Below are 24,627 nucleotides of genomic sequence, written 5' to 3' on the forward strand. Positions count from 1 at the left end.
CAGACTTTTTTCTCTTCTTTGAATATGTTATAATAGTCCGTGCTGTGGCTGTGATGATGAACAGCCTCAACTGGAGAAAATATGAGGAGAAGGATGAAAGAAAAAGGATTTTGGGAAGGTGTACATGCGGCCATGCCGACTGCCCTCGGCTATGTTAGTATCGGTCTGGCTTGTGGGATTATCGGTGCGCCCTATGTGACACCTGTTGAGATGGGCTTGATGAGCCTCTTTGTTTATGCCGGGAGCGCCCAGTTTGCCATGTTGGCACTGATTGCGGTACAAGCGCCTGTGGCAGCTATTGCTATGACGGTCTTTTTGATCAACTTGCGACTCTTTTTGCTGAGCTTGCATGCATCGACCTATTTCCGTCATACTAGTCTCTGGCAAAATATCGGCATGTCTAGTCTCCTGACAGATGAGACCTATGGCGTTTTGATGGGAGAATTAGCCCATACAGATAAAGTCCATCCTATGTGGATGCACGGGAACAATCTCAATAGTTATGTAGCCTGGTTTATTGGGACAGTGGCGGGGACGGCTTTAGGTGGCCTTCTTCCAAATCCTGAAGTCTTTGGCTTAGACTTTGCCCTTGTTGGGATGTTTATCGGGATTTTTACTTCACAATTTCAGATTATGCAAAGACGGGTTCCTGTACGGAATCTGCTACTAATCCTAGCCGTTGTTGCGGTGTCCTTCTTTTTGCTCTTGACAGTAGTGTCTCAGTCGCTAGCTGTTTTGTTTGCGACCTTGCTAGGTTGTACCATGGGGGTGGTCTTAGATGGTCAGTAAATATCTTTTGTTAGCCGTTATCTTTTCAGGCCTAGTGACTTGGATTCCCCGTATGATTCCCTTCATCTTGGTTAAGTACAAGGGCTTGCCAGCTATCGTCGAGCGGTTTTTGAAGTTTTTGCCTGTTTCCATTATCTTTGCCTTGATCCTTTCAAGCGTAGTGACTGGCAAAGTTGGCAGTCTCCCTCAAATCAAATGGCTGGACTTTTTAGCAGTCTTTCCAACGGCTTGGGTAGCCTTTCGCTACCGCAATCTAGTAGGTACGGTTCTTTTTGGGGTAGTCTTGATTGCAGTCTTGCGTCTGGTCTTTTAAATCAGCCATAAAAAAAACCTATCACCGAGATAGATATCATATAATGGCAAAAAAAAATATTTTCTGTTAAGATAGTAAAGTATTCTATTTTGGAGGAAATGACATGAAAAAAATCGTTAAATACTCATCTCTTGCTGCTCTAGGACTTGTGGCTGTAGGTGTGTTAGCAGCTTGCTCAGGTGGTGCGAAAAAAGAGGGAGAAGCAGCTAGCAAGAAAGAAATTATCGTTGCAACTAATGCTACACCAAAACCATTCAACTATGAAGAAAATGGCGAATTGACTGGTTACGAAATTGAAGTGGTTCGCGCTATCTTTAAAGACTCTGACAAGTATGATGTCAAGTTTGAGAAGACAGAGTGGTCAGGAGTCTTTGCAGGACTTGATGCTGACCGTTACAATATGGCTGTTAGCAACATCAGCTACACTAAAGAACGTGCTGAAAAATACCTTTATGCAGCTCCAACTGCTAAAAACCCTAACGTTCTTGTAGTGAAAAAAGATGACCCTAGCATCAAATCGCTTGATGATATCGGTGGAAAATCAACAGAAGTTGTTCAAGGGACAACTTCTGCTAAACAGCTAGAAGACTACAACAAACAACATTCAGATAATCCAACTGTCCTAAAGTATACTAAAGCGGACTTCCAACAAATCATGGGACGCTTGAGCGATGGCCAGTTTGACTACAAGATTTTTGATAAAATCGGTGTTGAAACAGTCATCAAGGACCAAGGTTTGGACAACTTGAAAGTCATTGAACTTCCAAGCGACCAACAACCTTACGTTTACCCACTTCTTGCTAAAGGTCAAGATGAGTTGAAAACATTTGTAGACAAACGTATCCAAGAACTCTACAAAGACGGAACTCTTGAAAAGTTGTCTAAACAGTTCTTCGGAGACACTTATCTCCCAGCAGAAGCTGATATTAAATAGTGGTATGAAATCATCCAGTCTGAGAAAGGCGGATGATTTCTCAATTTTTAGGTATATAGTTTCAAACTATATGTCTGCCTATCTAATAACAATTTGCTAAATCAAATAAAGTATGAGATACTATTACGGTATTATTTTTAAAGGAGATAGAATCATGAAAATTAAAAAATGGCTCGGTGTAGCGGCTCTTGCTACAGTCGCAGGTTTGGCTCTTGCAGCTTGCGGAAATTCAGAAAAGAAAGCAGACAACGAAACAGTTGTCAAAATTGCAACAGTTAACCGTAGCGGTTCTGAAGAAGCGCGTTGGGATAAAATCCAAGAATTGGTTGAAAAAGATGGAATTAAATTGGAATTCACAGAGTTCACAGACTATTCACAACCAAACAAGGCAACTGCTGATGGCGAAGTAGACTTGAATGCTTTCCAACACTACAACTTCTTGAACAACTGGAACAAAGAAAACGGGAAAGACCTTGTAGCGATTGCAGATACATATATCTCACCAATCCGCCTTTACTCAGGTAAAAATGGGGAAGAAAACAAGTATACCAAAGTGGAAGAAATCCCAGATAACGGTGAAATCGCCGTACCAAACGATGCAACAAACGAAAGCCGTGCGCTTTACTTGCTTCAATCAGCTGGTTTGATCAAATTGGATGTTTCTGGAACTGCACTTGCAACAGTTGCGAACATTACAGAAAATCCAAAGAACTTGAAGATTACTGAATTGGATGCTAGCCAAACAGCACGTTCATTGTCATCAGTTGATGCTGCTGTTGTAAACAATACCTTCGTTACAGAAGCAAAATTGGACTACAAGAAAGCGCTCTTCAAAGAACAAGCTGATGAAAACTCAAAACAATGGTACAACATCATCGTTGCGAAAAAAGATTGGGAATCATCACCTAAGGCTGATGCCATCAAGAAAGTGATCGCAGCTTACTACACTGATGAAGTGAAAAAAGTTATCGAAGAAACATCAGACGGTTTGGACCAACCAGTTTGGTAATAAGACACAGGGAGGTGGGAGAGAGTTTCCACCTCTTGCTTTTGTATAGAGCATGGATTGTAAAGAAGACTATAGGTTCATAGAAAGGTAGAGAGAATATGGTTTTTCCTAGCGAACAAGAACAGATTGAAAAATTTGAAAGGGATCATATAGCCCAGCATTATTTTGAGGTTTTGCGTACCTTGATTTCCAAGAAATCAGTCTTTGCCCAACAGGTTGGACTCAAGGAGGTTGCAAACTATCTGGGTGAGATTTGCAAGCGTGTAGGGGCTGAAGTGGAGATTGATGAGACTTATACGGCTCCCTTTGTCATGGCGCATTTCAAGAGTTCGCGTCCAGATGCCAAAACCTTGATTTTCTATAACCACTATGACACTGTGCCAGCGGATGGGGATCAGGTCTGGACAGAGGATCCCTTTACGCTTTCGGTCCGCAATGGTTTTATGTATGGGCGTGGTGTTGATGATGATAAGGGTCATATCACAGCTCGTTTGAGTGCTTTGAGAAAATATATGCAGCATCATGATGACCTGCCTGTCAATATCAGTTTTATCATGGAAGGGGCAGAGGAGTCTGCTTCGACAGACCTAGATAAGTATTTAGAGAAACACGCAGACAAACTTCGTGGGGCGGACTTGCTAGTCTGGGAGCAAGGGACCAAGAACGCCTTGGAACAACTGGAAATCTCTGGCGGAAATAAGGGCATTGTGACCTTTGATGCTAAGGTGAAAAGTGCGGATGTGGACATTCACTCGAGTTATGGTGGTGTCGTAGAATCAGCTCCCTGGTACCTGATCCAAGCCTTGACTAGTTTGCGTGCTGCAGATGGTCGTATCTTGGTAGAGGGCTTGTACGAGGATGTCCAAGAGCCGAATGAACGAGAACTAGCCTTGATAGATACCTACGCCCAACGCAATCCTGAGGAAATTAGTCGCATTTATGGTTTGGAATTGCCTCTCTTACAAGAGGATCGTGTAGCCTTCCTAAAACGTTTCTTTTTTGAGCCAGCTCTTAATATCGAAGGGATTCAGTCAGGTTATCAAGGGCAAGGGGTTAAAACGATTTTGCCAGCAGAAGCTAATGCCAAGTTAGAAGTTCGTTTGGTTCCTGGCCTAGAACCGCACAATGTCCTGGAAAAAATTCGGAAACAGCTAGACAAAAATGGCTTTGATAAGGTAGAATTATACTATACCTTGGGAGAGATGAGCTATCGAAGCGATATGAGCGCACCAGCCATTCTCAATGTGATTGAGTTGGCCAAGAAATTCTATCCGCAGGGCGTATCGGTCTTACCGACAACAGCGGGAACAGGACCTATGCATACGGTCTTTGATGCCCTAGAGGTACCAATGGTGGCCTTCGGTCTAGGAAATGCGAATAGCCGAGACCATGGTGGAGATGAAAACGTGCGAATCGCCGATTACTACACCCATATTGAATTAGTAGAGGAGCTGATTAGAAGCTATGAGTAGAGATATTATCAAGTTAGATCAGATCGATGTGACTTTTCACCAAAAGAAAAGAACCATCACAGCGGTCAAAGATGTGACTATTCACATCCAAGAAGGGGATATCTACGGAATCGTTGGATATTCTGGAGCAGGGAAATCAACCCTTGTACGGGTGATTAACCTCTTGCAAAAGCCATCTGCAGGAAAAATTACCATTGATAACGACGTCATTTTTGATGGCAAGGTGACCTTGACGGCAGAGCAGCTGCGTCGTAAACGTCAGGATATCGGGATGATTTTCCAGCATTTTAACCTGATGAGTCAAAAGACAGCAGAGGAGAATGTAGCCTTTGCACTCAAACACTCTGGACTCAGCAAGGAAGAAAAGAAGGCTAAAGTTGCTAAGTTGTTGGACTTAGTTGGCTTGGCGGATCGTGCTGAAAACTACCCTTCACAACTATCTGGAGGGCAAAAACAGCGCGTGGCCATTGCGCGTGCCTTGGCCAATGATCCGAAAATCTTGATTTCAGACGAGTCAACGTCTGCCCTCGATCCTAAGACAACTAAGCAGATTTTGGCTTTGTTGCAAGATTTGAACCAAAAATTAGGCTTGACGGTTGTTTTGATTACGCATGAAATGCAGATTGTCAAAGACATTGCCAACCGTGTGGCAGTTATGCAGGATGGGCATTTGATTGAAGAAGGCAGTGTCCTTGAAATCTTCTCAGACCCTAAACAACCTTTGACCCAGGACTTTATCTCAACTGCCACAGGTATTGATGAAGCCATGGTCAAGATTGAGAAGCAAGAAATCGTAGAGCATTTATCTGAGAACAGTATCTTAGTGCAACTCAAATACGCTGGGGCTTCGACAGACGAGCCACTTTTGAATGAATTGTACAAGCGTTACCAAGTAACGGCTAATATCCTTTATGGAAATATCGAAATTCTCGATGGCACTCCTGTTGGAGAATTGGTTGTGGTCTTGTCAGGTGAAAAAGCAGCGCTAGCAGGTGCTCAAGAAGCTATTCGTCAGGCTGGCGTACAGCTAAAAGTATTGAAGGGAGGACAGTAATATGACAGAGTTTATTCAAACTTATTTACCAAATGTCTATAAGATGGGCTGGGCTGGTCAAGCAGGCTGGGGAACAGCCATCTACCTAACCCTCTATATGACAGTTCTTTCCTTTATCATTGGAGGTTTCTTAGGACTAGTGGCAGGTCTTTTCCTCGTCTTGACAGCGCCAGGTGGTGTCTTGGAAAATAAGGTTATCTTCTGGATTTTAGACAAGATCACCTCTATTTTCCGCGCGGTTCCTTTCATCATCCTCTTGGCAATCATGTCGCCACTCTCTCACTTGATTGTGAAGACTAGTATCGGGCCAAATGCAGCCCTTGTGCCACTCTCTTTTGCGGTCTTTGCCTTCTTTGCCCGTCAGGTGCAGGTGGTCTTGGCTGAGCTAGATGGTGGTGTCATTGAGGCGGCCCAAGCAAGCGGAGCGACATTCTGGGACATCGTGGGTGTTTACCTATCAGAAGGTCTGCCAGATTTGATTCGTGTGACGACTGTGACCTTGATTTCCCTTGTTGGGGAAACAGCTATGGCCGGTGCGGTCGGAGCTGGTGGTATTGGTAACGTGGCCATTGCCTATGGGTTTAACCGCTACAATCACGATGTGACTATCTTGGCAACTATCATCATTATCTTGATTATCTTTACAATTCAGTTCTTGGGAGATTTCTTGACCAAGAAACTAAGTCATAAATAATGGAAGGAGTTCGAAGGGACTCCTTTTTGTTTTCTCACCGAAATGCAAGAAGAGTAAAGCTTCTTTTTAGAAATATGCTATAATAAAGAAAGGTCCCTCAATTAGCAAATCAGAAAGTTTGCTGTCGAAGGGATGATAATGTAAAGGAGTTTGTCTGGTATGAATTATTTCGAGGGGAATGAGTTTTTCCTTCTCTTATTTGTAGTTTTACTGATTGGTTTTGTGGTAAACTTTTTTGAAAAACGTAAAGACTACTATATTTTGGCGCTCTCCCTCTTATTTGCAGGAGCTATCTATGGTAAGAGTCGAGCGATGATGGTCTATTTGTTTGCCTTTGTCGTTTACCAGTATTTTCTGGTTTTTCTAGCACAGCGGATAGAGGCAAAGTGGCTGAAACCACTGGTTTTCATTTCCATTCTTCCTTTGGTGATCAATAAAGTCTTTGCTCTAACTTCTCTGCATTTGTTGGCCTTTATTGGAATTTCTTACATGTCCTTTAAGACCATTCAGATCATGCTAGAGATATCGGATGGCTTAATCAAAGAAAATATCAGTGTAAAAGATTATCTACAGTTTTTGCTCTTTTTCCCAACAGTTAGTGCTGGTCCAATTGATCGGAGTAGGAGATTTTTAAAAGAGATAAACGAGGTCATGCCACGAAAAGAGTATCTAGAGTTAGCAGGGGACGGTGTGTATCGTATCGTTCTAGGCCTCCTTTACAAGATTGTTTTATCAACCTATGTTTACCAGATGTTACTCGCTCTAAATAATACTGGCACAGTCGTTTATTCAATCAAGTATATGTACCTCTATACCTTGTATCTGTTCTTTGACTTTGCAGGCTATAGTCTAATGGCCGTTGGAAGTAGTAATATTCTAGGTATTCAGACACCGCTGAACTTTAACAAACCTTTCTTGAGTGTTGATATCAAGGATTTCTGGACCAGATGGCATATCACCTTGTCGACCTGGCTGAGAGATTTTGTATTTTCAAGAGTATTGATGCAGGTTATCAGGAAAAAATGGTTTAAAAATAGACTACACAATGCAACCTATGCCTATATGGTCAATATGTTGGTCATGGGTTTTTGGCATGGTCTTAGTGTTAGCTACATTGTTTATGGTTTTTACCATGGTGTCTTGATGGCTGGATTTGAAGTGTATCAAAAGAAAAGCAATTTTTATAAGAAAAATAAAAACAAAAACTGGTATAAGCTACTAAGTTGGTTTGTGACCATGCATTTGGTTATGATTGGTTTCTTTATCTTTTCAGGTGAACCCTATAAAATCTTACTGACGATTTTAAAGAGATAAGAGATTGAAAAGAAGTCTTCCAGACCGAAGGGATAGGATAAAACGAGATGATTAAATTAAAAGCATTTTTACTATCGCTTGTGCTCGTAATTGCGACGCTTGCCCTTTTAAATGTGACGTATGTCAAGAAGATTGATGATTATTATAAAGTCAAGGATAACAGTATTCGTTATAGCACCTCGTATGAAAAGTATAAAAGTAGAGATATTTTAACAAGCAATATTACTCCCAATACACTGGTTTTATTGGGGTCATCCGAGTTGGTTGCGACGATAAATGAAGACTATCATCCAAATAAAATTTTTAACTACAACGATTTTAATATCATGCAGATTGGGACAAGTTATTCTCAAAACATCATTCAGGCTACGACCTTGGGCTCTATTGAAGGATCTATGAGTAAGCGAAAAGTAGCTATAGTAGAGTCTGTTCAGTGGTTTGAAAAAGATGGGACTCATCAAGATGCCTTTTTGAACAAGGCTTCTCAGGAACATATTTTCCACATGCTAGATAATGACAAGATTAGTAAGGAAACGAAAGAAAAACTGATCAATCGCATTATCGAGATTACCAAGGGGAACAAGCAACAAAATGACATCTACAAAAAATACAAAAGTTATTTCATAGATGGAAAAGGAACCATTGTCGATAAAAAACTACTAGAGTTTGAGAACGCGATGTATTCCTTTAAGCTCAAACGAAAATTTTATGAAAATCATGAGAAATCAGATTATCCCTCATCAGGAGACAAAACCCCAGACTATGATTGGGAAAAGATGACGGATCAGTTTGTGGAAGAGGTCAAAAAGAAAACAGACAATAATGACTATGCTGTTGATAATAACTACTACAATACTTACTTAAAAGATCGCTATGCATCGCTAAAAGATTCCAATAAAGATTTGAGCTACCTAGAGTCACCTGAATATTCAGATATGGAACTTTTCTTGACGGTTGCTAAAGAATTGGGCATTGAAGTTGAGGTTATTATTTTCCCAGTAAACGGGAAATGGAATGACTACACTGGTGTCTCAAGAGAGATGCGAGAAAAAACTTATAAAAAAATAGAAGATGTCGCAAAAAATCATGGTGCAACCGTATTAAACTATGGAAACAGAGAGTATGATGATTACTTTTTATTTGACGTGATGCACGTTGGAGTGAAAGGATGGATGGAAGTTGAAAAAGAACTTTACAAATTTGCAAACCAAGCTAACTAACACACATCGTTTAATCTTGTGGACACTATTTTTTTATACGGTTATCTTGAGCATCGTAATTTACTGTTTTGTGACCGATTTTTCGAATATTCAAGAATTTATCTATAGTGAATTTTAAGACTGTATACAAAAAGGCCCTGGGACTAGGCATAGCTAGTCTTCAGGGCTTTTACATTATAGTTTATCAGCTATTTTTTGACTTAGAAATTGCCCAACCACAGCCCCAATCAAGGCACCTAGAAGGATGCTCGAAACAAAGAGAAGGATTTTGTCCAACTCTGGAGCGACCATGATACGGTCGATGTATTCTTGGGATTTCCCACGCGCAAGTAAGGTGGCCACGTAAGCTTTGGGACGGATCCACATGAGGAAGATAGGGCCACTTGTGCTAAAAGCAAAGACGAGGAAGGAGAGGGTGTTTTTGATTCGGTCTTTGTAGTTTCCGAGACGAGCGATGGCATCTGCTGCAAGACCACAGGCGAGTCCTGGGAGAAAGGCACCAGCGCCATGCTTGCTAGCTAGGAAGAAAAGTGCCATAAAAAGTCCTAGACTGGTGATAGCACCAAAACGAGGGACCTTCGCCAAAAGAAGCATGTAGACACTGCCACCGACAAGGGCAGAAAAGGCAGGCGCGTAGAACATATTGCCTGTTTGATCGACCAGGTGTCCTAGGAAGACTCCAATCCCTACACAGAGAAAGTAGAGGACGGTGGCCAAGAGGGTGGTTAAGATATTTTTCTTCATGAGAATCTCCTTAATGCGAATTAACAAAACCAATTGTATCACGCTTTTTAAGGATTGTAAATGAGAACTCTATGTTTTTGAAAACGCTTGAAATATGATATAATGGTTACATTGTTAGTTTAAGGAGAGTAACATGGGAAAATTTCTAGAATTCGTCTTTAATCGTATCTTTTTGGGAATGATTGCGACAGCTTATTTCTGGCTATTAACACTAGCAGGAGGAGTGGTCTTTGGTTTGGCACCAGCTAGTGCAACTCTTATGAGTTTGTATGCGGAGCACGGTTATACCTATCGAGCATACCATTTGAAGGAAGCTTGGGAATTGTATAAGAGCAATTTTGTCAAGAGCAATCTGGCTTTCTATAGTTTTATGTTTGTGGATCTTGTCCTAGTTTATGGTTTGTATCTTCTAGTTCAATTGCCCCACCAGACGATTTTCCACCTCTTGGCGACTTTTCTCAATGTCCTTGTAGTTGCTCTTGTCTTTCTGGCCTATACTGTTTCCTTGAAACTTCAGGTGTACTTTGATTTATCCTACCAAAATACTTTGAAACTGTCCCTTATCGGGATTTTCATGAGCCTACCTGCGATTGCTAAGGTTTTACTCGGGTCAGCTCTCCTTGTAGGAGTTGGTTATTATATGCCTGCCTTGCTCTTTTTTGTAGGAATTGGAATGTGGCATTTCTTTATCAGTGATATGTTGGAACCTATTTATGAAAGTATCCATGAAAAATTGGCGACAAAATAGAATGAAGCAGTTCTGGCTTCACTCTCTTTTACGGATTTATAGTTTGGTTATGATTGTGATCATTGCCAGTTTTGCGATTATGCTCTCGTATGCTGACTGGGATTCACGTGAGAAAGAGGCCCAACGGGTTGCAGAACGTGTGACTACTCGGACAGTGAGTGAAGTGGAATATTATCACAGAGAGTCAACCCAACTCGCTCAGTCTTTGGTTGAAAATCAAGCCCGCATTGAAGGGATTTACAAGTATTTCAGTCTTAGCACCCCAGACTATTTCTACTGGCAATTAGAGCGTAAAACTTCGCCTTATATTTCTGTTTCCCTGTATGAAAATATTGATAATATCTATGTTCGGAATGATTTTGTGACTGGAGTGGCTATTGTCCTTCAGGACTATAAGGAAGTGTATGTTTCGACTAGAGAAAAACGCAGCGGAGAGAAAGTCCCTGCGGAGGATTTTAAGCCGACAGCCAACAGTTTTGCCATTCCCGTTTCTGATCCTGTGTCTGACAAGGATTTAGGAGTGATTTATATCTCCTTATCGCCAGATGTTCTCCATGGCGCTATTGACAATACAAGGGGACATATCCCAATGGCTGTAACAGTGACCTCTCCTTTTGAGACCGAGATGTTCCATATTGGGGAGAAGGTGTCAGCCGAGCGAGAAAACTGGTTTGTAGGTGTCACCTCTCACGGTTATCAGGTTCGAGCTGCTGTTCCTAAAAATTTTGTTCTTACAGGATCTTTGACGAGTTCAGCTATCATTATTGGGCTAAGTATCCTCTTTATCATCATTTTGTACGTGACCCTTAGACAGACTTTCTCAAATTACCAAAAACAAGTCGTAGACCTAGTAGATTCGATCGAGGTGATTGCTCAAGGAGAAGAAGGCCTTCGAATCGATACCTCTGAAAAAGACCAAGAGTTGCTTCTCATTGCAGAAACAACCAATGATATGTTGGATCGCCTGGAAAAAAATATCCACGATATCTATCAGCTAGAGCTCAGTCAAAAAGATGCCAATATGCGAGCCCTACAGGCTCAAATCAATCCTCACTTTATGTACAATACTCTGGAGTTTTTACGGATGTATGCCGTCATGCAAAGTCAGGATGAACTGGCAGATATTATCTATGAATTTAGTAGCTTGTTACGCAACAATATCTCTGACGAGCGGGAAACCACGCTGAAGCAAGAGTTGGAATTTTGCAGAAAGTATAGCTATCTCTGCATGGTGCGTTATCCTAAATCCATTGCCTATGGTTTCAAGATTGCACCAGAATTGGAAGAAATGAGAATTCCAAAATTTACACTCCAACCATTAGTAGAAAACTACTTTGCTCATGGTGTTGACCATCGCAGAACAGATAATGTCATCAGTATCAAAGCCTTGAAGGGCCAAGGATTCGTTGAAATCCTAGTAGTAGATAATGGTCGGGGAATGTCCGCTGAGAAACTAGCTGCCTTGCAAGAAAAATTAACTCAGCGAAGTTTTGAACACGAAGCAAGCTATAGTGGGGAGCGGCAATCAATTGGAATAGTAAATGTACACGAACGCTTTGTTCTCTACTTTGGGGATCGCTACCAAATCAGTGTAGAGTCAGCTGAGCAAGAAGGTGTTCGTTACCATATCACTATCCAGGATGAATAGAAAGGGTAGAAATGTATAAAGTTTTATTAGTAGACGATGAGTACATGGTGACAGAGGGGCTCAAGCGATTAATCCTCTTTGAAAAATGGGATATGAAAGTCGTCGCGACAGCTAATCACGCAGATGATGCTTTGGACTACGTCAAGGAAAATCCAGTAGATGTGGTCATTTCCGATGTCAATATGCCAGATAAGACCGGACTTGAGATGATTAGGGAAATGAAAGAGCTACTTCCAGATACCTATTATATCTTGCTATCTGGTTATCAGGAGTTTGACTACGTCAAAAAAGCCATGAACCTTAGTGTCGTGGATTATCTGGTCAAGCCAGTAGACAAGGTGGAGTTGGGCAATCTATTAGAAAAGATTGCGCGACAGCTTCAAGAAAAGGTGGAACAAAATCAGACCCTCAGTCAAGAATTGGATGAAGAAGGCTTTATCAGTTTCTTAGCAGGTAAAGACAGCTGGTGGATAGGACTTTCAAAGGAAAAGCAAGGCTCTTTTACCATTCCTTACTATGTTTTGGGACAAGATTGGCAGATTTTCATCTCTGATCAACCACTAGATGGCATCGTCGTAACCCCATTTGAAGCACCCTACCAGCAGTCCTTTGAAAAATGGAAGATCAACGCAGAAAAAGCCCTCTTTTACGGTTCTGTCAATCTAGAAAAATCCGAGAGTCTATTTGCTTATTACGAACCGATTTATCGGGTGATTATCCAAGGAAATATCAATCAAATCATCGAAGAATTAACCCTGCTAGAGAAGGTCGTCTTGGAGAACACTCCGCGCGTAGCCATCACGAAGCAACTTTTCACCCAGTTTGTCATGGATGTCTTTCATTTGTTTGAACACCTAAAAGCAGATGATATGACCGAGATTATCAAAGCTATCCATGCCATTAACTCCTTTGAAGAATTGGTTGCCTATATCAAAGAAACCTTGACCAAGTTCTTTGGCCAGTACCGCATGAATGAAAATGTGGTGAGCGTTCTGGAGGTGATTGGGCGTGATTATCAGAAAGAGCTCTCGCTTGGGGATATCAGCAAGGATCTCTTTATCAATCCTGTCTATCTCGGTCAGCTAATCAAGAGAGAAACCAATTCAACCTTTGCGGAATTGCTCAATAAACAGCGAATTAAGGCGGCGCAGCAACTCTTACTTTCGACCAGTGATAGCATCGAAGATATTTGCTATGCAGTTGGCTACAGTAATGTTGGATATTTCTACAAGGTTTTCCGTAAATTGTGCGGAAAATCACCGAAAGCTTATCGAAAACAAGTTGAAACCAGCTTGTAAAAGTTGTATTCCTGTACAAAAAATGCTATAATGTTCAAAATATCTTATGGAGGAAAACATGAAAAAGAATCCTATTTATCTTTGGGTTTTGTTAGTCCTATCAGCCCTCATTTCATCTATGTCACTATTTGGAATCTTGAGTCCATTGCCAAGTAAAGATGCTCTTCGTGCTAGCCTGGCAAATAGCGGGACGCTCACTGCCCAGCAATTAGAAGACACGGTCAACTATACTTACAAAGTGTCAGAATCCTCTCACTCTATTTTTAATATGTCGTTGATTGTTTTATCTGCAATTTTAGTTGTAGTAGCCATTGTATTTCTCGTACGTAAAAACGTGCAACTTGCAAACTATACTTATATTGGCTATGTTTTACTAGCTATTGTTGGTTTGGTTTATAGCTATATGAACGTTCAAGATGCAGTTCAATTAATCAAAGATAGTGCCCTTGGCTTAGGAATGGGAGCATTAGCAAAAGGGACGAATATTTTGTTCATCATCATCAATATTCTCTTTTTAGCCTTAGTCTTTTACAAGATGTGGCGCCAACAAAAGGACTTGGCTGAGGAAGTTGAAGCAGAAGAAGCTGCCTAAGTATTGACAAAAAAGAACTATCAAGTTACAATTTTGGTAGTTCTTTTTATATCGTAAACATAAAAATCGAGGTCAACATGAAAAAAATATCCTTAGTGTATATCAGTCTGAGTGGGAATACAGAGAGTTTTGTAACCCGACTCAAGGACTATCTCTTGTCCCAGTACGAAGGGATTGAGGTCCAAAAAATCCATATCAAGGACCTAGTCAAGGAAGGTCAAGAATTTTTTGAAATGGAACATCCCTATATCGCTTTCTTGCCGACCTATCTAGAAGGTGGAAATGGTGTCGATAACGGCGATGTTGAGATTTTAACAACTCCACTGGGCGACTTTATCGCCCATGGGGACAATGCTAGTAAGTGTTTTGGAGTAGTTGGATCTGGTAATCGCAATTTTAACAATCAATACTGCCTGACAGCCAAGCAGTATAGTCAGCGCTTTGGTTTTCCAGTTTTGGCTGACTTTGAAATGCGTGGTATGCTGGGAGATATTAAAAAAGTCGCAGCGATTATCGCGGACTTGTATGAGTTAGAGACAGAAAAATAAAGTAGTACTGAGGGGCAGTTGAGATTTTCAACTGCTTTTTGTGTATACAAAAAGCACCCCGTAAGGGTGCCATTTATAAACTATCCTGCTTTGCCGATAGCAAGTGCATAGATAAAGAAGATAGCGAAGCCAAAGAGGAAAATCAATCCTGCGATAGCGAGGAGTTTTAGCCAAGAAGGAAGATTTTTATTTTCACGTGTCACCAATACATAGTTCAAAAGCGCGAAGAATGGTGTTGTCAGGAAAGAACCAATCATGGCGAAGCGAAGCATGGTTGAAACTTGACCAGCAAAGAACTTGATGATGATAATACCGATAATAGCTGTGAGGGTCATCCAGATGTTCAAAGATTTGCTATCATCCTCTTTTTGACTTAGCAAGAGTCGTAGTGAAACCTGATTAACGCGAGAATAGCCATCGATAACAGTAATGACTGTTCCAAAGATACAGAGAAAGGCGATGAAGGTGATCAAATAACGGGACCATTCTCCAAGAACAGAGGCATACATACCCACGAATTGAGAGATGTATTTGGCTGAAGCGGCTTCAACTGCTTGTCCTGTAGGATACTGAATGAGTGCTCCGAGTGCTACAAAGAATACAGCCAGGATAGCAGTTCCAATGTAACCAACGTTAAAGTCGAAAAGGGCGTCCTCTGTATTAAAGTTGACGGTCTTTTTCTTTTCAGCAGACCAGAGTGAATTGATGGCTGAAATTTCAATAGGAGCAGGCATCCATCCTAAGAGGGAAACGATAAAAGGGAGGGCCGCCATTTGCCAAGGTGTCTTTTCGACAAAATCAGAGCTATATTCTGGATGCTTAATTGCTGCAATGATAACTGCAAGAACTGTTGCAATGGTCAAAGCAGACATGATCCATTTTGCCATACCGTCCAATAGTTTGTAGCCACCAAAGAGTAACATAGCCCAAATGATTGCAACAAGGATGAGGGACCATTGAGTGATGCTAAGACCGATCATTGGAAAAGCGCTAGCGATGATGGCTGAACACAGGATAGCGACCCCGGCTGTGTTGACCATAGCAGAAAAGACATTGAGGATAAAGAAAATCCAGAGATAGAACTTGCCTTTTTCGGCGTAGCCTTCGACCAAGGTTTTACCAGTATCAGCAGTATATTCTGCACCAAAACGGAAAAATGGATATTTAAAAACATTGGCCAAGATAACTAAGAGGAGTAGCGACCAACCATAAGAACCACCAGCTTGAGTAGAGGATACAATGTGAGAACCTCCAACGGCGGCAGAAGCCATTAGGATACCTGGCCCCATTGCCTTTAGTTTGCTTGTCCAGGTCGACTGGTTTGATAAAGTAACTTGTGACATAATAGATGCTCCCATTTTTGAATTTTCAGAATAATCTGAATAGATAGCTTCTATTCTACAAAAAACTTAAAAGAAATGCAAGGATATTTTGAAAAAATATAGAAAATTACAGAAAAACTTACATAAAACAATGAAATTACCCTAAGGAGAATATGGTTAAGCCTAAAAAATCCGAGAAGAAAGCTTCTCGGATTTTGATTATTTCAATTGATCTGTGACGTCTTTTGAGAGCAACATTCCCAGATGGTAAGTTTTATTGATATGTGCAATGACATCATTGATATTTTCAGTCGTGTGAATTTTTTCTTTGATGTCAGACCTAAATGTCTCGTCCTTCAAGAGTTGCTCTTGGTAGAGTCTTTGAAGTCTTTCCTTCTCGTACTTATTGAGCAGAAAAAGGAAAACCAAGCTAAGTATAACGAGAATATAAGCATATTGGCTCATAAGGAATCTCCCAGTGTGATAAATAGTAAAAGTGAATAAATTGTTTCATTGAAATACTACAATGCCGAGCAAAATATAAATGTTATTTTGCTCAATTGTTCGGATTGCTTTCAAGTAATCTAAAAGATTAGAACCTAAACTAAATTGATATTATTTGGTTTGGTAAATTAGTGAAGCGTTTAGGCAATTATCTCTGGTTACGACGTAAAGAAACATAAATCGACAATATTTATGTTTCTTTACTAGTGAAGCGCCTAGCCAAAGTCCGAATAGGATTTGGCGTTAGTTACTTAGATTGCTCCGCAATCAAGTAACTTTGGCGATTTACATCTTCTCCGGCGCTTCTACTCCGAGCAAACGAAGAGCTTCTTTGAGGACGACTGCGGTTGCGTAGCTGAGGGCTAGACGACTGTCGCGCTCAGGACTTTCATCTAGGATACGTGTATGTGCATAATATTTGTTAAAGGCTTGAGCCAAACTAATCGCAAATTTCGCAATGATAGATGGTTCAAAATTATCTGCTGCACGATTGATAATACGTGGGAAGTCTTGGAGTAGTTTAATGATTTCCCAGCTTTCAGCATCGTTCAAGCTGTAGTTGCCAGCTGCATCTGGTTTAAAATCGGCTTTGCGCAAGATAGATTGGATACGAGCGTAGGCGTATTGAACGTAAGGTCCAGTTTCTCCTTCAAAGGATACCATTGCTTCAAGGTCGAAGTCATATCCATTTGTACGGTCGGTCTTAAGATCATAGAACTTGATAGCCCCAACTCCAACAGCATGGGCAACTTGGTCTTTATTTTCTAACTCAGGATTTTTCGCCTCGATTTGGGCCTTGGCACGACTAACAGCCTCTGCAATAGTCGGTTCTAGCAAGATGACATTTCCTTTACGAGTAGAGAGTTTTTTACCTTCTTTTGTTACTAATCCAAACGGAACATGGACAATGTCTTGGCTCCAATCGTAGCCCATCTCTTGTAATACTGCCTTGAGTTGTTTAAAGTGAGCAGATTGCTCTTGGCCAACAACATAGATGGATTTAGCAAATTGGTATTCGTTTTTACGGTAAAGGGCTGCAGCCAAGTCACGTGTGATATAGAGAGTTGCACCATCAGATTTCTTGATAAGGGCTGGATGTTCAATTCCATATTTCTCAAGATTGACAACTTGGGCTCCTTCTGACTCAACAAGAAGTCCTTTTTCAGCGAGAATGTCTACAACGGCATCCATCTTATCATTGTAGAAGGCTTCTCCGTTGTAGCTGTCAAAATCAACTTGCAATTCATTGTAAAGGCGGTTGAATTCCACTAAACTTTCATCACGGAACCATTGCCAGAGAGCGAGGGCTTCCTCATCTCCATTTTCCAGTTTGCGGAACCATTCGCGTGCTTCTTCATCCAAGCTAGGATCTTTTTCAGCTTCAGCATTGATGCGAACGTAGAGTTTAAGAAGTTCATCGATTGGATGCGCTTTAACGGCTTCCTCATTTCCCCATTTCTTGTAGGCAACGATCAACATTCCAAACTGTTTGCCCCAGTCTCCTAGGTGGTTGACCTTGACTGTTTGATAGCCGATCTTTTGGAAAATATGTGACAAGCTATCTCCGATAACCGTTGAACGCAAGTGCCCAATAGAGAATGGTTTTGCGATATTGGGACTAGACATATCGATAACGACATTTTCTTGCTTGCCAATGGTTTGGTCGGCATAGTGTTCTTTTTCAGTGATAACATCCTGTAATACCTGAGCCGAAATAGCACTTTTATCAAGGAAAAAGTTAACGTAAGGTCCTGTAGCAACAACCTTTTCAAAGGCCTGACTATTAATTTTTTCAGCAATATCTGCTGCAATCATTTGCGGAGCTTTACGCTCGACCTTTGCTAGAGAAAAGGCAGGGAAAGCGATGTCTCCCATTTCTGAGTTTTTAGGTGTTTCCAGTAAATTTAAAATAGCCTCTTGATCCAGGCTATCAATGACGCTAGCCAACTCGCTAGCAATCAATTCTTTTGTATTCATAAGGGCTCCTTTTTGGACTTTTCTACTATTTTATCACAATTTACTACATTTTTTGAGAAAGAAAAGAATTTTTTTGAATTATCTATTTTTTTTGGTATAATATAGTTATAAAATAAATGTAAAATTTGTTATAAATATTCACTTAAGAGGATGATATGAGAAAAAGAGAACGGCATCAATTGATTAAAAAGATGATCACCGAAGAAAAACTTGGGACACAAAAAGAGATTCAAGATCGTTTAGAAGCTCGTAATGTTTATGTGACACAAACGACTTTGTCGCGTGATTTGCGTGAAATCGGCTTGACCAAGGTTAAGAAAAATGATATGGTGTATTATGTACTAGCAAATGAGACAGATAAGATTGATTTAGTTGAGTTTTTGTCTCATCATTTAGAAGGTGTTGCAAGAGCAGAGTTCACCTTGGTACTTCATACCAAACTTGGGGAAGCTGCAGTCTTAGCAAACATTGTAGATGCAAACAAGGATGAATGGATTTTAGGAACGGTTGCTGGTGCTAATACCTTATTGGTTATTTGTCGAGACCAGCACGTTGCCAAGCTGATGGAAGATCGTTTGCTAGATTTGATGAAAGATAAATAAGGTCTTGGGAGTTGCTCTCAAGACTTATTTTTAGCAAGGAGAGACGAAAAATGGCAACAGAAAAGCTATCACCCGGCATGCAACAGTATGTGGATATTAAGAAACAATACCCAGATGCTTTTTTGCTTTTTCGAATGGGTGATTTTTACGAGTTGTTCTATGAAGATGCAATTAATGCAGCGCAAATTTTAGAAATTTCCTTAACAAGTCGGAATAAAAATGCAGAAAATCCGATACCCATGGCAGGTGTCCCCTATCATTCTGCCCAGCAGTATATCGACGTATTGATCGAGCAGGGCTATAAGGTGGCCATAGCCGAGCAGATGGAAGATCCCAAACAAGCAGTGGGGGTTGTCAAGCGAGAGGTGGTTCAGGTCATCACACCTGGTACAGTAGTCGATAGCAGTAAGCCCGATAGTCAGAATAATTTCTTGGTTGCCTTAGATCGTGATGGCAATCAATTTGGCCTGGCTTATATGGATCTAGTGACAGGTGATTTTTATGTGACAGGTTTATTGGATTTTACTCTCGTTTGTGGGGAAATTCGTAACCTCAAGGCTCGAGAAGTGGTGCTGGGTTATGACTTGTCTGAGGAAGAAGAACAAATCCTCAGTCGTCAGATGAATCTTGTGCTTTCCTATGAGAAGGAAGGCTTTGAGGATATTCATTTACTGGATCCACGCCTGGCAGCTGTGGAGCAAGCGGCAGCTAGTAAGCTTCTACAGTATGTTCACCGGACCCAGATGCGGGAATTGAACCATCTCAAACCAGTTATCCGCTATGAAATCAAAGATTTCTTACAGATGGATTATGCGACCAAGGCCAGTCTGGATTTGGTTGAAAATGCCCGTTCAGGCAAGAAGCAAGGGAGTCTTTTCTGGCTTTTGGACGAAACCAAAACGGCTATGGGTATGCGGCTCTTACGGTCTTGGATTCATCGTCCCTTGATTGATAAGGAACGAATTGTCCAACGTCAAGAAGTGGTGCAGGTCTTTCTTGACCACTTCTTTGAGCGCAGTGATTTAACGGACAGTCTCAAGGGTGTTTATGATATCGAACGCTTGGCTAGTCGGGTTTCTTTTGGCAAGACCAATCCCAAGGATCTCTTGCAGTTGGCGACTACCTTATCTAGTGTGCCAAGGATTCGAGCGATTTTAGAGGGAATGGAGCAGCCTGCTTTAGTTTATCTCATCGCACAGTTGGATGCCATTCCAGAGTTGGAGAGCTTGATTAGCGCAGCGATTGCTCCTGAAGCCCCTCATGTTATTACGGAAGGTGGCATTATCCGTACGGGATTTGATGAGACCTTAGACAAGTACCGTCGTGTCCTCAGAGAAGGGACTAGCTGGATTGCTGAGATTGAGGCTAAGGAGCGAGAAAACTCTGGCATCAGTACGCTCAAGATTGATTACAATAAAAAAGATGGCTACTATTTCCATGTGACCAATTCACAACTGGGGAATGTGCCTGCCCACTTTTTCCGCAAGGCAACGCTGAAAAACTCAGAACGCTTTGGTACCGAGGAATTAGCTCGTATCGAGGGGGATATGTTGGAGGCGCGTGAGAAGTCAGCCAATCTAGAATACGAAATCTTTATGCGTATCCGTGAGGAAGTCAGCAAGTACATCCAGCGTTTGCAGGCTCTAGCTCAAGGAATTGCAACGGTTGATGTCTTGCAAAGTCTCGCAGTTGTGGCTGAAACCCAGCATTTGATCCGACCTGAGTTTGGGGATGATTCACAAATCGATATCAAAAAGGGACGCCATGCTGTCGTTGAAAAGGTCATGGGAGCTCAGACCTATATTCCTAATACCATTCAGATGGCAGAAGATACCAGTATTCAGCTAATTACAGGGCCCAACATGAGCGGGAAGTCTACCTACATGCGCCAGTTAGCTATGACAGCGGTTATGGCCCAGCTGGGTTCTTATGTGCCGGCAGAAAGCGCCTATTTGCCTATTTTCGATGCTATCTTTACCCGTATTGGAGCAGCAGATGATTTGGTTTCAGGCCAATCAACCTTTATGGTGGAGATGATGGAGGCCAACAATGCCATTTCGCATGCGACCAAGAATTCCTTGATTCTCTTTGATGAGTTAGGTCGAGGAACGGCAACTTATGATGGCATGGCTTTAGCCCAGTCCATCATCGAATACATCCATGAGCATATCGGAGCCAAGACCCTCTTTGCCACCCATTACCATGAGTTGACTAGTTTGGAGTCCAGTTTGGAGCACTTGGTCAATGTTCACGTGGCAACCTTGGAGCAGGGTGGGCAGGTGACCTTCCTTCACAAGATTGAACTAGGTCCAGCTGACAAATCCTACGGTATCCATGTTGCTAAGATCGCTGGCTTACCGGGAGAACTTTTAGCAAGAGCGGATAAGATTTTAACGCAACTGGAAAGTCAGGGACAAGAAAGCCCAGCTCCGATGAGGCAAACTAGCGCCGTCACGGAACAGATTTCTCTCTTTGATACGCCAGCAGAACATCCTATCCTAGCAGAATTAGCTAAACTGGATGTGTACAATATGACACCTATGCAGGCTATGAACATCTTGGTCGAGCTCAAACAAAAGTTATAAAAAGAGCCCACTCACATTTTTGTGAGTGGGTTTTTCTCTATTACTTTTTATGGGCCAAGAGTTGATTGATGTGGTCTACTTTTTTAGCTTCTCTTTTATAGAGAATAACCCAGATGATAAGGTAGACGATCGCAAACTCTGGAATGAGCTGGAGATAGAAGGTCCAGTGGAAGGGGAACCAACCAGCCAGAGTCGCTAGTGGGACAAAGCCAGCCAGCATGAGGAAGAAATGGGAAAGTGTTGCACGGAGTAAGCTCCAGTCACGGCTGAATAAGCGACTGCCAAAGCTAAAGAGAACGCCGATAGCTGACCAGATAATCATGCAGTAGAGCAAGACCAGAGCACCGTGAATCTGATGTTGAGCCATCGCTTGGCCGATAAGAGACTCGGGGCTTAGTGGGGTATAGATATTTGGTACATAAATGAGTGAAAAGAGGATAGAGAGGATGAGGCCGATAAGTACACCAGCAGCTGCATCGTGAAAGATTTGTTTTTTCATAGTTCTAATTTCTCCTTGATAGTTTTCAGGTAACGGCGAGATGAGTAGGTAAAGCTTTCGTTTTTGAGAAAGATTTCGACTAGGCCGTTGGGCGTGAGTTTGAGATGAGAGATAGCGTCAATATTAACGATTTCAGATTGGGAAATTTGGATAAAAGTGGTCGGCAGAATGTCAAGAACTTGATAGAGTCGCAAATCAATGCTGTAGGTCTGAGATGCAGTTTCTGCTAGAACCTTGCGATTCTCGATATAGAAGCGTTGTATCTTACAAATCTTAACTAGATAGACCTGATCATCAATCTTTCCTTTGATTGTTTCTTTTTGGTCAAGATTTTCTGCGAACTCGATGACTTTCTGGACTTTTTCGGTCGGCTGAGGAGTTTGGACAATCAGCTTTTCTTCCTTGTATGTCTCTTTAATCTGTAGTTCTACTTTCATAAACTTCCCTCCTTTTCAGTTATACAAGGTTAATCTCACTTCTTGTACACCTTTATTAATACTCTTCAAAAATCAAATTCAAACCACGTCAGCGTCGTCTTGCCGTACTAAAGTACTGTCTGCGCCTAGCTTTCTAGTTTGCTCTTTGATTTTTATTGAGTATACCACTATTTTACGACCCATGGCAAGAGCTTTTGCCTATGTGGACAGATTTAGCGTCTATGTGGCATTTGCTTTTTCTGGTAACATCTGAAATATGGTATAATAGCACTAATCAATTTCTAGGAAAATAGATACAGAAAGGGGCTGAAAGATGTCTCATATTATTGAATTGCCAGAGGTACTGGCAAACCAGATAGCGGCAGGAGAGGTCATTGAACGTCCTGCTAGCGTGGTCAAAGAGTTGGTAGAAAATGCCATTGACGCGGGTTCTAGCCAGATTATCATTGAGATTGAGGAAGCTGGTCTTAAGAAAATCCAAATCACTGATAATGGTCACGGAATTGCCCACGATGAGGTGGAGTTGGCCTTGCGTCGCCATGCGACCAGTAAGATAAAAAATCAGGCAGACCTCTTTCGGATTCGGACGCTTGGTTTTCGTGGTGAAGCCCTGCCTTCTATCGCTTCTGTCAGTGTCTTGACTTTGTTGACGGCGGTGGATGGTGCGAGTCATGGGACCAAGCTCGTTGCGCGTGGGGGAGAAGTTGAGGAAGTCATCCCAGCGACTAGTCCTGTGGGGACCAAAGTTTGTGTGGAGGACCTCTTTTTCAACACACCTGCCCGTCTCAAGTATATGAAGAGCCAGCAAGCGGAGTTGTCTCATATCATTGATATTGTTAACCGTCTGGGCTTGGCCCATCCTGAGATTTCCTTCAGTTTGATTAGTGATGGCAAGGAAATGACGCGGACAGCAGGGACTGGCCAACTGCGACAAGCCATCGCAGGGATTTACGGTTTGGCGAGTGCCAAGAAGATGATTGAAATTGAGAACTCTGACTTAGATTTTGAAATTACAGGTTTTGTGTCTTTACCTGAATTAACCCGAGCAAATCGTAACTATATCAGCCTCTTCATCAATGGCCGTTATATCAAGAACTTCTTGCTCAATCGTGCTATTCTTGACGGTTACGGAAGCAAACTCATGGTAGGTCGTTTTCCACTGGCTGTCATTCACATCCATATTGACCCCTATCTAGCTGATGTCAATGTGCATCCAACCAAACAAGAAGTGCGGATTTCTAAGGAAAGAGAACTGATGGCGCTGGTTTCAGAAGCTATTTCACATAGTCTCAAGGAACAAGCCTTGATTCCTGATGCTTTAGAAAATCTTGCCAAGTCGACCGTGCGTAATCGTCAAAAGGTGGAGCAGACCATTCTCCCACTCAAAGAAAATACGCTTTACTATGAAAAAACAGAACTCTCAAAACCTAGTCAAGCTGAGGTGGCTGATCATCAGGTTGAATTAACTGAGGAAGGTAGGGACCTAACCCTGTTTGCCAAGGAAACCTTGGAGCAACTGACCAAGCAGACCAAACTCCATTTCGCAGAGAGAAAACCTGTCAGCTATGACCAACTAGATCATCCAGAGTTAGACCTTGCTAGTCTCGATAAGGCTTATGACAAGCTGGAACGAGAGGAGTCATCTAGTTTCCCAGAACTAGAATTTTTCGGGCAAATGCACGGGACCTATCTTTTTGCCCAAGGGCGAGATGGACTCTACATCATAGATCAGCACGCTGCTCAGGAACGGGTCAAGTACGAGGAGTATCGTGAAAGCATTGGCAATGTTGACCAGAGTCAACAGCAACTCTTAGTGCCCTACATCTTTGAATTCCCAGCAGATGATGCCCTTCGTCTTAAGGAAAGAATGCCTCTCTTAGAGGAAGTGGGCGTCTTTCTAGCAGAGTATGGAGAAAATCAATTTATCCTACGTGAACATCCTATTTGGATGGCAGAGGAAGAAATCGAGTCTGGTATCTATGAAATGTGTGACATGCTGCTCTTGACCAAGGAAGTTTCGATCAAGAAATACCGAGCAGAGCTAGCCATCATGATGTCCTGCAAGCGGTCTATCAAGGCCAACCATCGTATCGATGACCATTCAGCCAGACAGCTACTTTATCAGCTTTCTCAATGTGACAATCCCTATAATTGTCCACACGGACGTCCCGTTTTGGTGCATTTTACCAAGTCAGATATGGAAAAAATGTTTCGACGTATTCAGGAAAATCATACGAGTCTTCGTGAGTTGGGGAAATATTAAGAACACAAAAAGCCTTTGTTTTTTCCAAACAAGTCTTTTTAGCTTTTCTAAGGTGGAAACT

The 24,627-nt window shown here is 41.8% G+C and carries 23 protein-coding genes; 17 read left to right on the forward strand and 6 right to left on the reverse strand.

Annotation, left to right across the window (positions count from 1 at the left end):
• The first annotated feature begins 93 nt into the window (after positions 1–93).
• The 9 genes from KIH88_RS00735 (at position 94) to dltD (ending at position 8,799) form a co-directional block, all read left to right on the forward strand.
• Positions 94–789, forward strand: coding sequence for an AzlC family ABC transporter permease (locus tag KIH88_RS00735; RefSeq protein ID WP_081730819.1), 696 nt, complete (start codon positions 94–96; stop codon positions 787–789).
• On the forward strand, positions 779–1,102 hold the full coding sequence (locus tag KIH88_RS00740) for an AzlD domain-containing protein (RefSeq protein ID WP_000253936.1): 324 nt from the start codon (positions 779–781) through the stop codon (positions 1,100–1,102). Before KIH88_RS00735 ends, KIH88_RS00740 begins: the two co-directional genes overlap by 11 nt.
• Positions 1,103–1,205: 103 nt before the next feature.
• On the forward strand, positions 1,206–2,036 hold the full coding sequence (locus KIH88_RS00745; protein WP_000724973.1) for an amino acid ABC transporter substrate-binding protein: 831 nt from the start codon (positions 1,206–1,208) through the stop codon (positions 2,034–2,036).
• A 154-nt stretch (positions 2,037–2,190) separates the two neighbouring features.
• On the forward strand, positions 2,191–3,045 hold the full coding sequence (locus KIH88_RS00750) for a MetQ/NlpA family ABC transporter substrate-binding protein (RefSeq protein ID WP_213988596.1): 855 nt from the start codon (positions 2,191–2,193) through the stop codon (positions 3,043–3,045).
• A 98-nt stretch (positions 3,046–3,143) separates the two neighbouring features.
• Positions 3,144–4,517, forward strand: a complete 1,374-nt coding sequence (locus KIH88_RS00755) for a M20 family metallopeptidase (RefSeq protein ID WP_213988595.1) — start codon at positions 3,144–3,146, stop codon at positions 4,515–4,517.
• Positions 4,510–5,571, forward strand: a complete 1,062-nt coding sequence (locus KIH88_RS00760; protein WP_213988594.1) for a methionine ABC transporter ATP-binding protein — start codon at positions 4,510–4,512, stop codon at positions 5,569–5,571. Before KIH88_RS00755 ends, KIH88_RS00760 begins: the two co-directional genes overlap by 8 nt.
• Position 5,572: 1 nt before the next feature.
• Positions 5,573–6,265 (forward strand): methionine ABC transporter permease, encoded by a 693-nt coding sequence (locus KIH88_RS00765; RefSeq protein WP_000134266.1) that lies wholly within the window; start codon positions 5,573–5,575, stop codon positions 6,263–6,265.
• Between the two features lie 159 nt (positions 6,266–6,424).
• On the forward strand, positions 6,425–7,579 hold the full coding sequence (gene dltB / locus KIH88_RS00770; protein ID WP_213988593.1) for a D-alanyl-lipoteichoic acid biosynthesis protein DltB: 1,155 nt from the start codon (positions 6,425–6,427) through the stop codon (positions 7,577–7,579).
• A gap of 47 nt (positions 7,580–7,626) precedes the next feature.
• Positions 7,627–8,799, forward strand: coding sequence for a D-alanyl-lipoteichoic acid biosynthesis protein DltD (gene dltD, locus KIH88_RS00775; RefSeq protein WP_213988592.1), 1,173 nt, complete (start codon positions 7,627–7,629; stop codon positions 8,797–8,799).
• A 174-nt stretch (positions 8,800–8,973) separates the two neighbouring features.
• Here the strand turns inward: dltD and KIH88_RS00780 are convergent, their stop codons facing one another.
• Positions 8,974–9,543 (reverse strand): MptD family putative ECF transporter S component, encoded by a 570-nt coding sequence (locus tag KIH88_RS00780; RefSeq protein WP_213988591.1) that lies wholly within the window; start codon positions 9,541–9,543, stop codon positions 8,974–8,976.
• A gap of 133 nt (positions 9,544–9,676) precedes the next feature.
• Between KIH88_RS00780 and KIH88_RS00785 the strand changes: the two genes are divergently transcribed.
• The 5 genes from KIH88_RS00785 (at position 9,677) to nrdI (ending at position 14,377) form a co-directional block, all read left to right on the forward strand.
• Positions 9,677–10,291: a YesL family protein gene (locus KIH88_RS00785; protein ID WP_213988590.1), complete on the forward strand. Its 615-nt coding sequence runs from the start codon at positions 9,677–9,679 to the stop codon at positions 10,289–10,291.
• Entirely contained in the window at positions 10,269–11,939 is a 1,671-nt protein-coding gene (locus tag KIH88_RS00790) for a sensor histidine kinase (protein ID WP_213988676.1), read from the forward strand. The genes KIH88_RS00785 and KIH88_RS00790 overlap by 23 nt, the downstream gene beginning before the upstream one ends.
• Positions 11,940–11,950: 11 nt before the next feature.
• Positions 11,951–13,237, forward strand: coding sequence for a response regulator transcription factor (locus tag KIH88_RS00795; protein ID WP_213988589.1), 1,287 nt, complete (start codon positions 11,951–11,953; stop codon positions 13,235–13,237).
• Positions 13,238–13,295: 58 nt separating this feature from the next.
• A complete protein-coding gene (locus tag KIH88_RS00800) occupies positions 13,296–13,829 on the forward strand; it encodes an ABC transporter permease (protein ID WP_213988588.1) in 534 nt (177 codons plus the stop codon).
• Positions 13,830–13,906: 77 nt separating this feature from the next.
• Positions 13,907–14,377, forward strand: a complete 471-nt coding sequence (gene nrdI, locus KIH88_RS00805; RefSeq protein WP_000724240.1) for a class Ib ribonucleoside-diphosphate reductase assembly flavoprotein NrdI — start codon at positions 13,907–13,909, stop codon at positions 14,375–14,377.
• Positions 14,378–14,457: 80 nt separating this feature from the next.
• Here the strand turns inward: nrdI and KIH88_RS00810 are convergent, their stop codons facing one another.
• The 3 genes from KIH88_RS00810 to argS form a co-directional block, all read right to left on the reverse strand.
• The gene (locus KIH88_RS00810; RefSeq protein ID WP_213988587.1) at positions 14,458–15,720 is read right to left on the reverse strand and encodes an NRAMP family divalent metal transporter; all 1,263 of its coding nucleotides are present in this window, start codon (positions 15,718–15,720) and stop codon (positions 14,458–14,460) included.
• Between the two features lie 198 nt (positions 15,721–15,918).
• Entirely contained in the window at positions 15,919–16,164 is a 246-nt protein-coding gene (locus tag KIH88_RS00815) for a MarR family transcriptional regulator (RefSeq protein WP_213988586.1), read from the reverse strand.
• Positions 16,165–16,488: 324 nt separating this feature from the next.
• A complete protein-coding gene (gene argS, locus KIH88_RS00820) occupies positions 16,489–18,180 on the reverse strand; it encodes an arginine--tRNA ligase (RefSeq protein ID WP_213988585.1) in 1,692 nt (563 codons plus the stop codon).
• 155 nt (positions 18,181–18,335) lie between these two features.
• On the opposite strand from argS, the gene argR reads away from it, so the two are divergent.
• Both argR and mutS read left to right on the forward strand, forming a co-directional pair.
• Positions 18,336–18,782, forward strand: a complete 447-nt coding sequence (gene argR / locus KIH88_RS00825; RefSeq protein ID WP_001231483.1) for an arginine repressor — start codon at positions 18,336–18,338, stop codon at positions 18,780–18,782.
• Between the two features lie 50 nt (positions 18,783–18,832).
• A complete protein-coding gene (mutS, locus tag KIH88_RS00830) occupies positions 18,833–21,367 on the forward strand; it encodes a DNA mismatch repair protein MutS (RefSeq protein ID WP_213988584.1) in 2,535 nt (844 codons plus the stop codon).
• Between the two features lie 40 nt (positions 21,368–21,407).
• Here the strand turns inward: mutS and KIH88_RS00835 are convergent, their stop codons facing one another.
• Positions 21,408–21,866 (reverse strand): DUF3021 domain-containing protein, encoded by a 459-nt coding sequence (locus tag KIH88_RS00835; protein WP_213988583.1) that lies wholly within the window; start codon positions 21,864–21,866, stop codon positions 21,408–21,410.
• Positions 21,863–22,303, reverse strand: a complete 441-nt coding sequence (locus tag KIH88_RS00840; protein ID WP_213988582.1) for a LytTR family DNA-binding domain-containing protein — start codon at positions 22,301–22,303, stop codon at positions 21,863–21,865. The genes KIH88_RS00835 and KIH88_RS00840 overlap by 4 nt, the downstream gene beginning before the upstream one ends.
• A 313-nt stretch (positions 22,304–22,616) precedes the next feature.
• On the opposite strand from KIH88_RS00840, the gene mutL reads away from it, so the two are divergent.
• Complete coding sequence (gene mutL, locus KIH88_RS00845) at positions 22,617–24,566, forward strand: DNA mismatch repair endonuclease MutL (protein WP_213988581.1); 1,950 nt, start codon at positions 22,617–22,619, stop codon at positions 24,564–24,566.
• Positions 24,567–24,627: the final 61 nt, after the last annotated feature.

Origin of the sequence: Streptococcus oralis (assembly GCF_018448765.2) — a bacterium.
Lineage (GTDB): Bacteria > Bacillota > Bacilli > Lactobacillales > Streptococcaceae > Streptococcus > Streptococcus oralis_BM.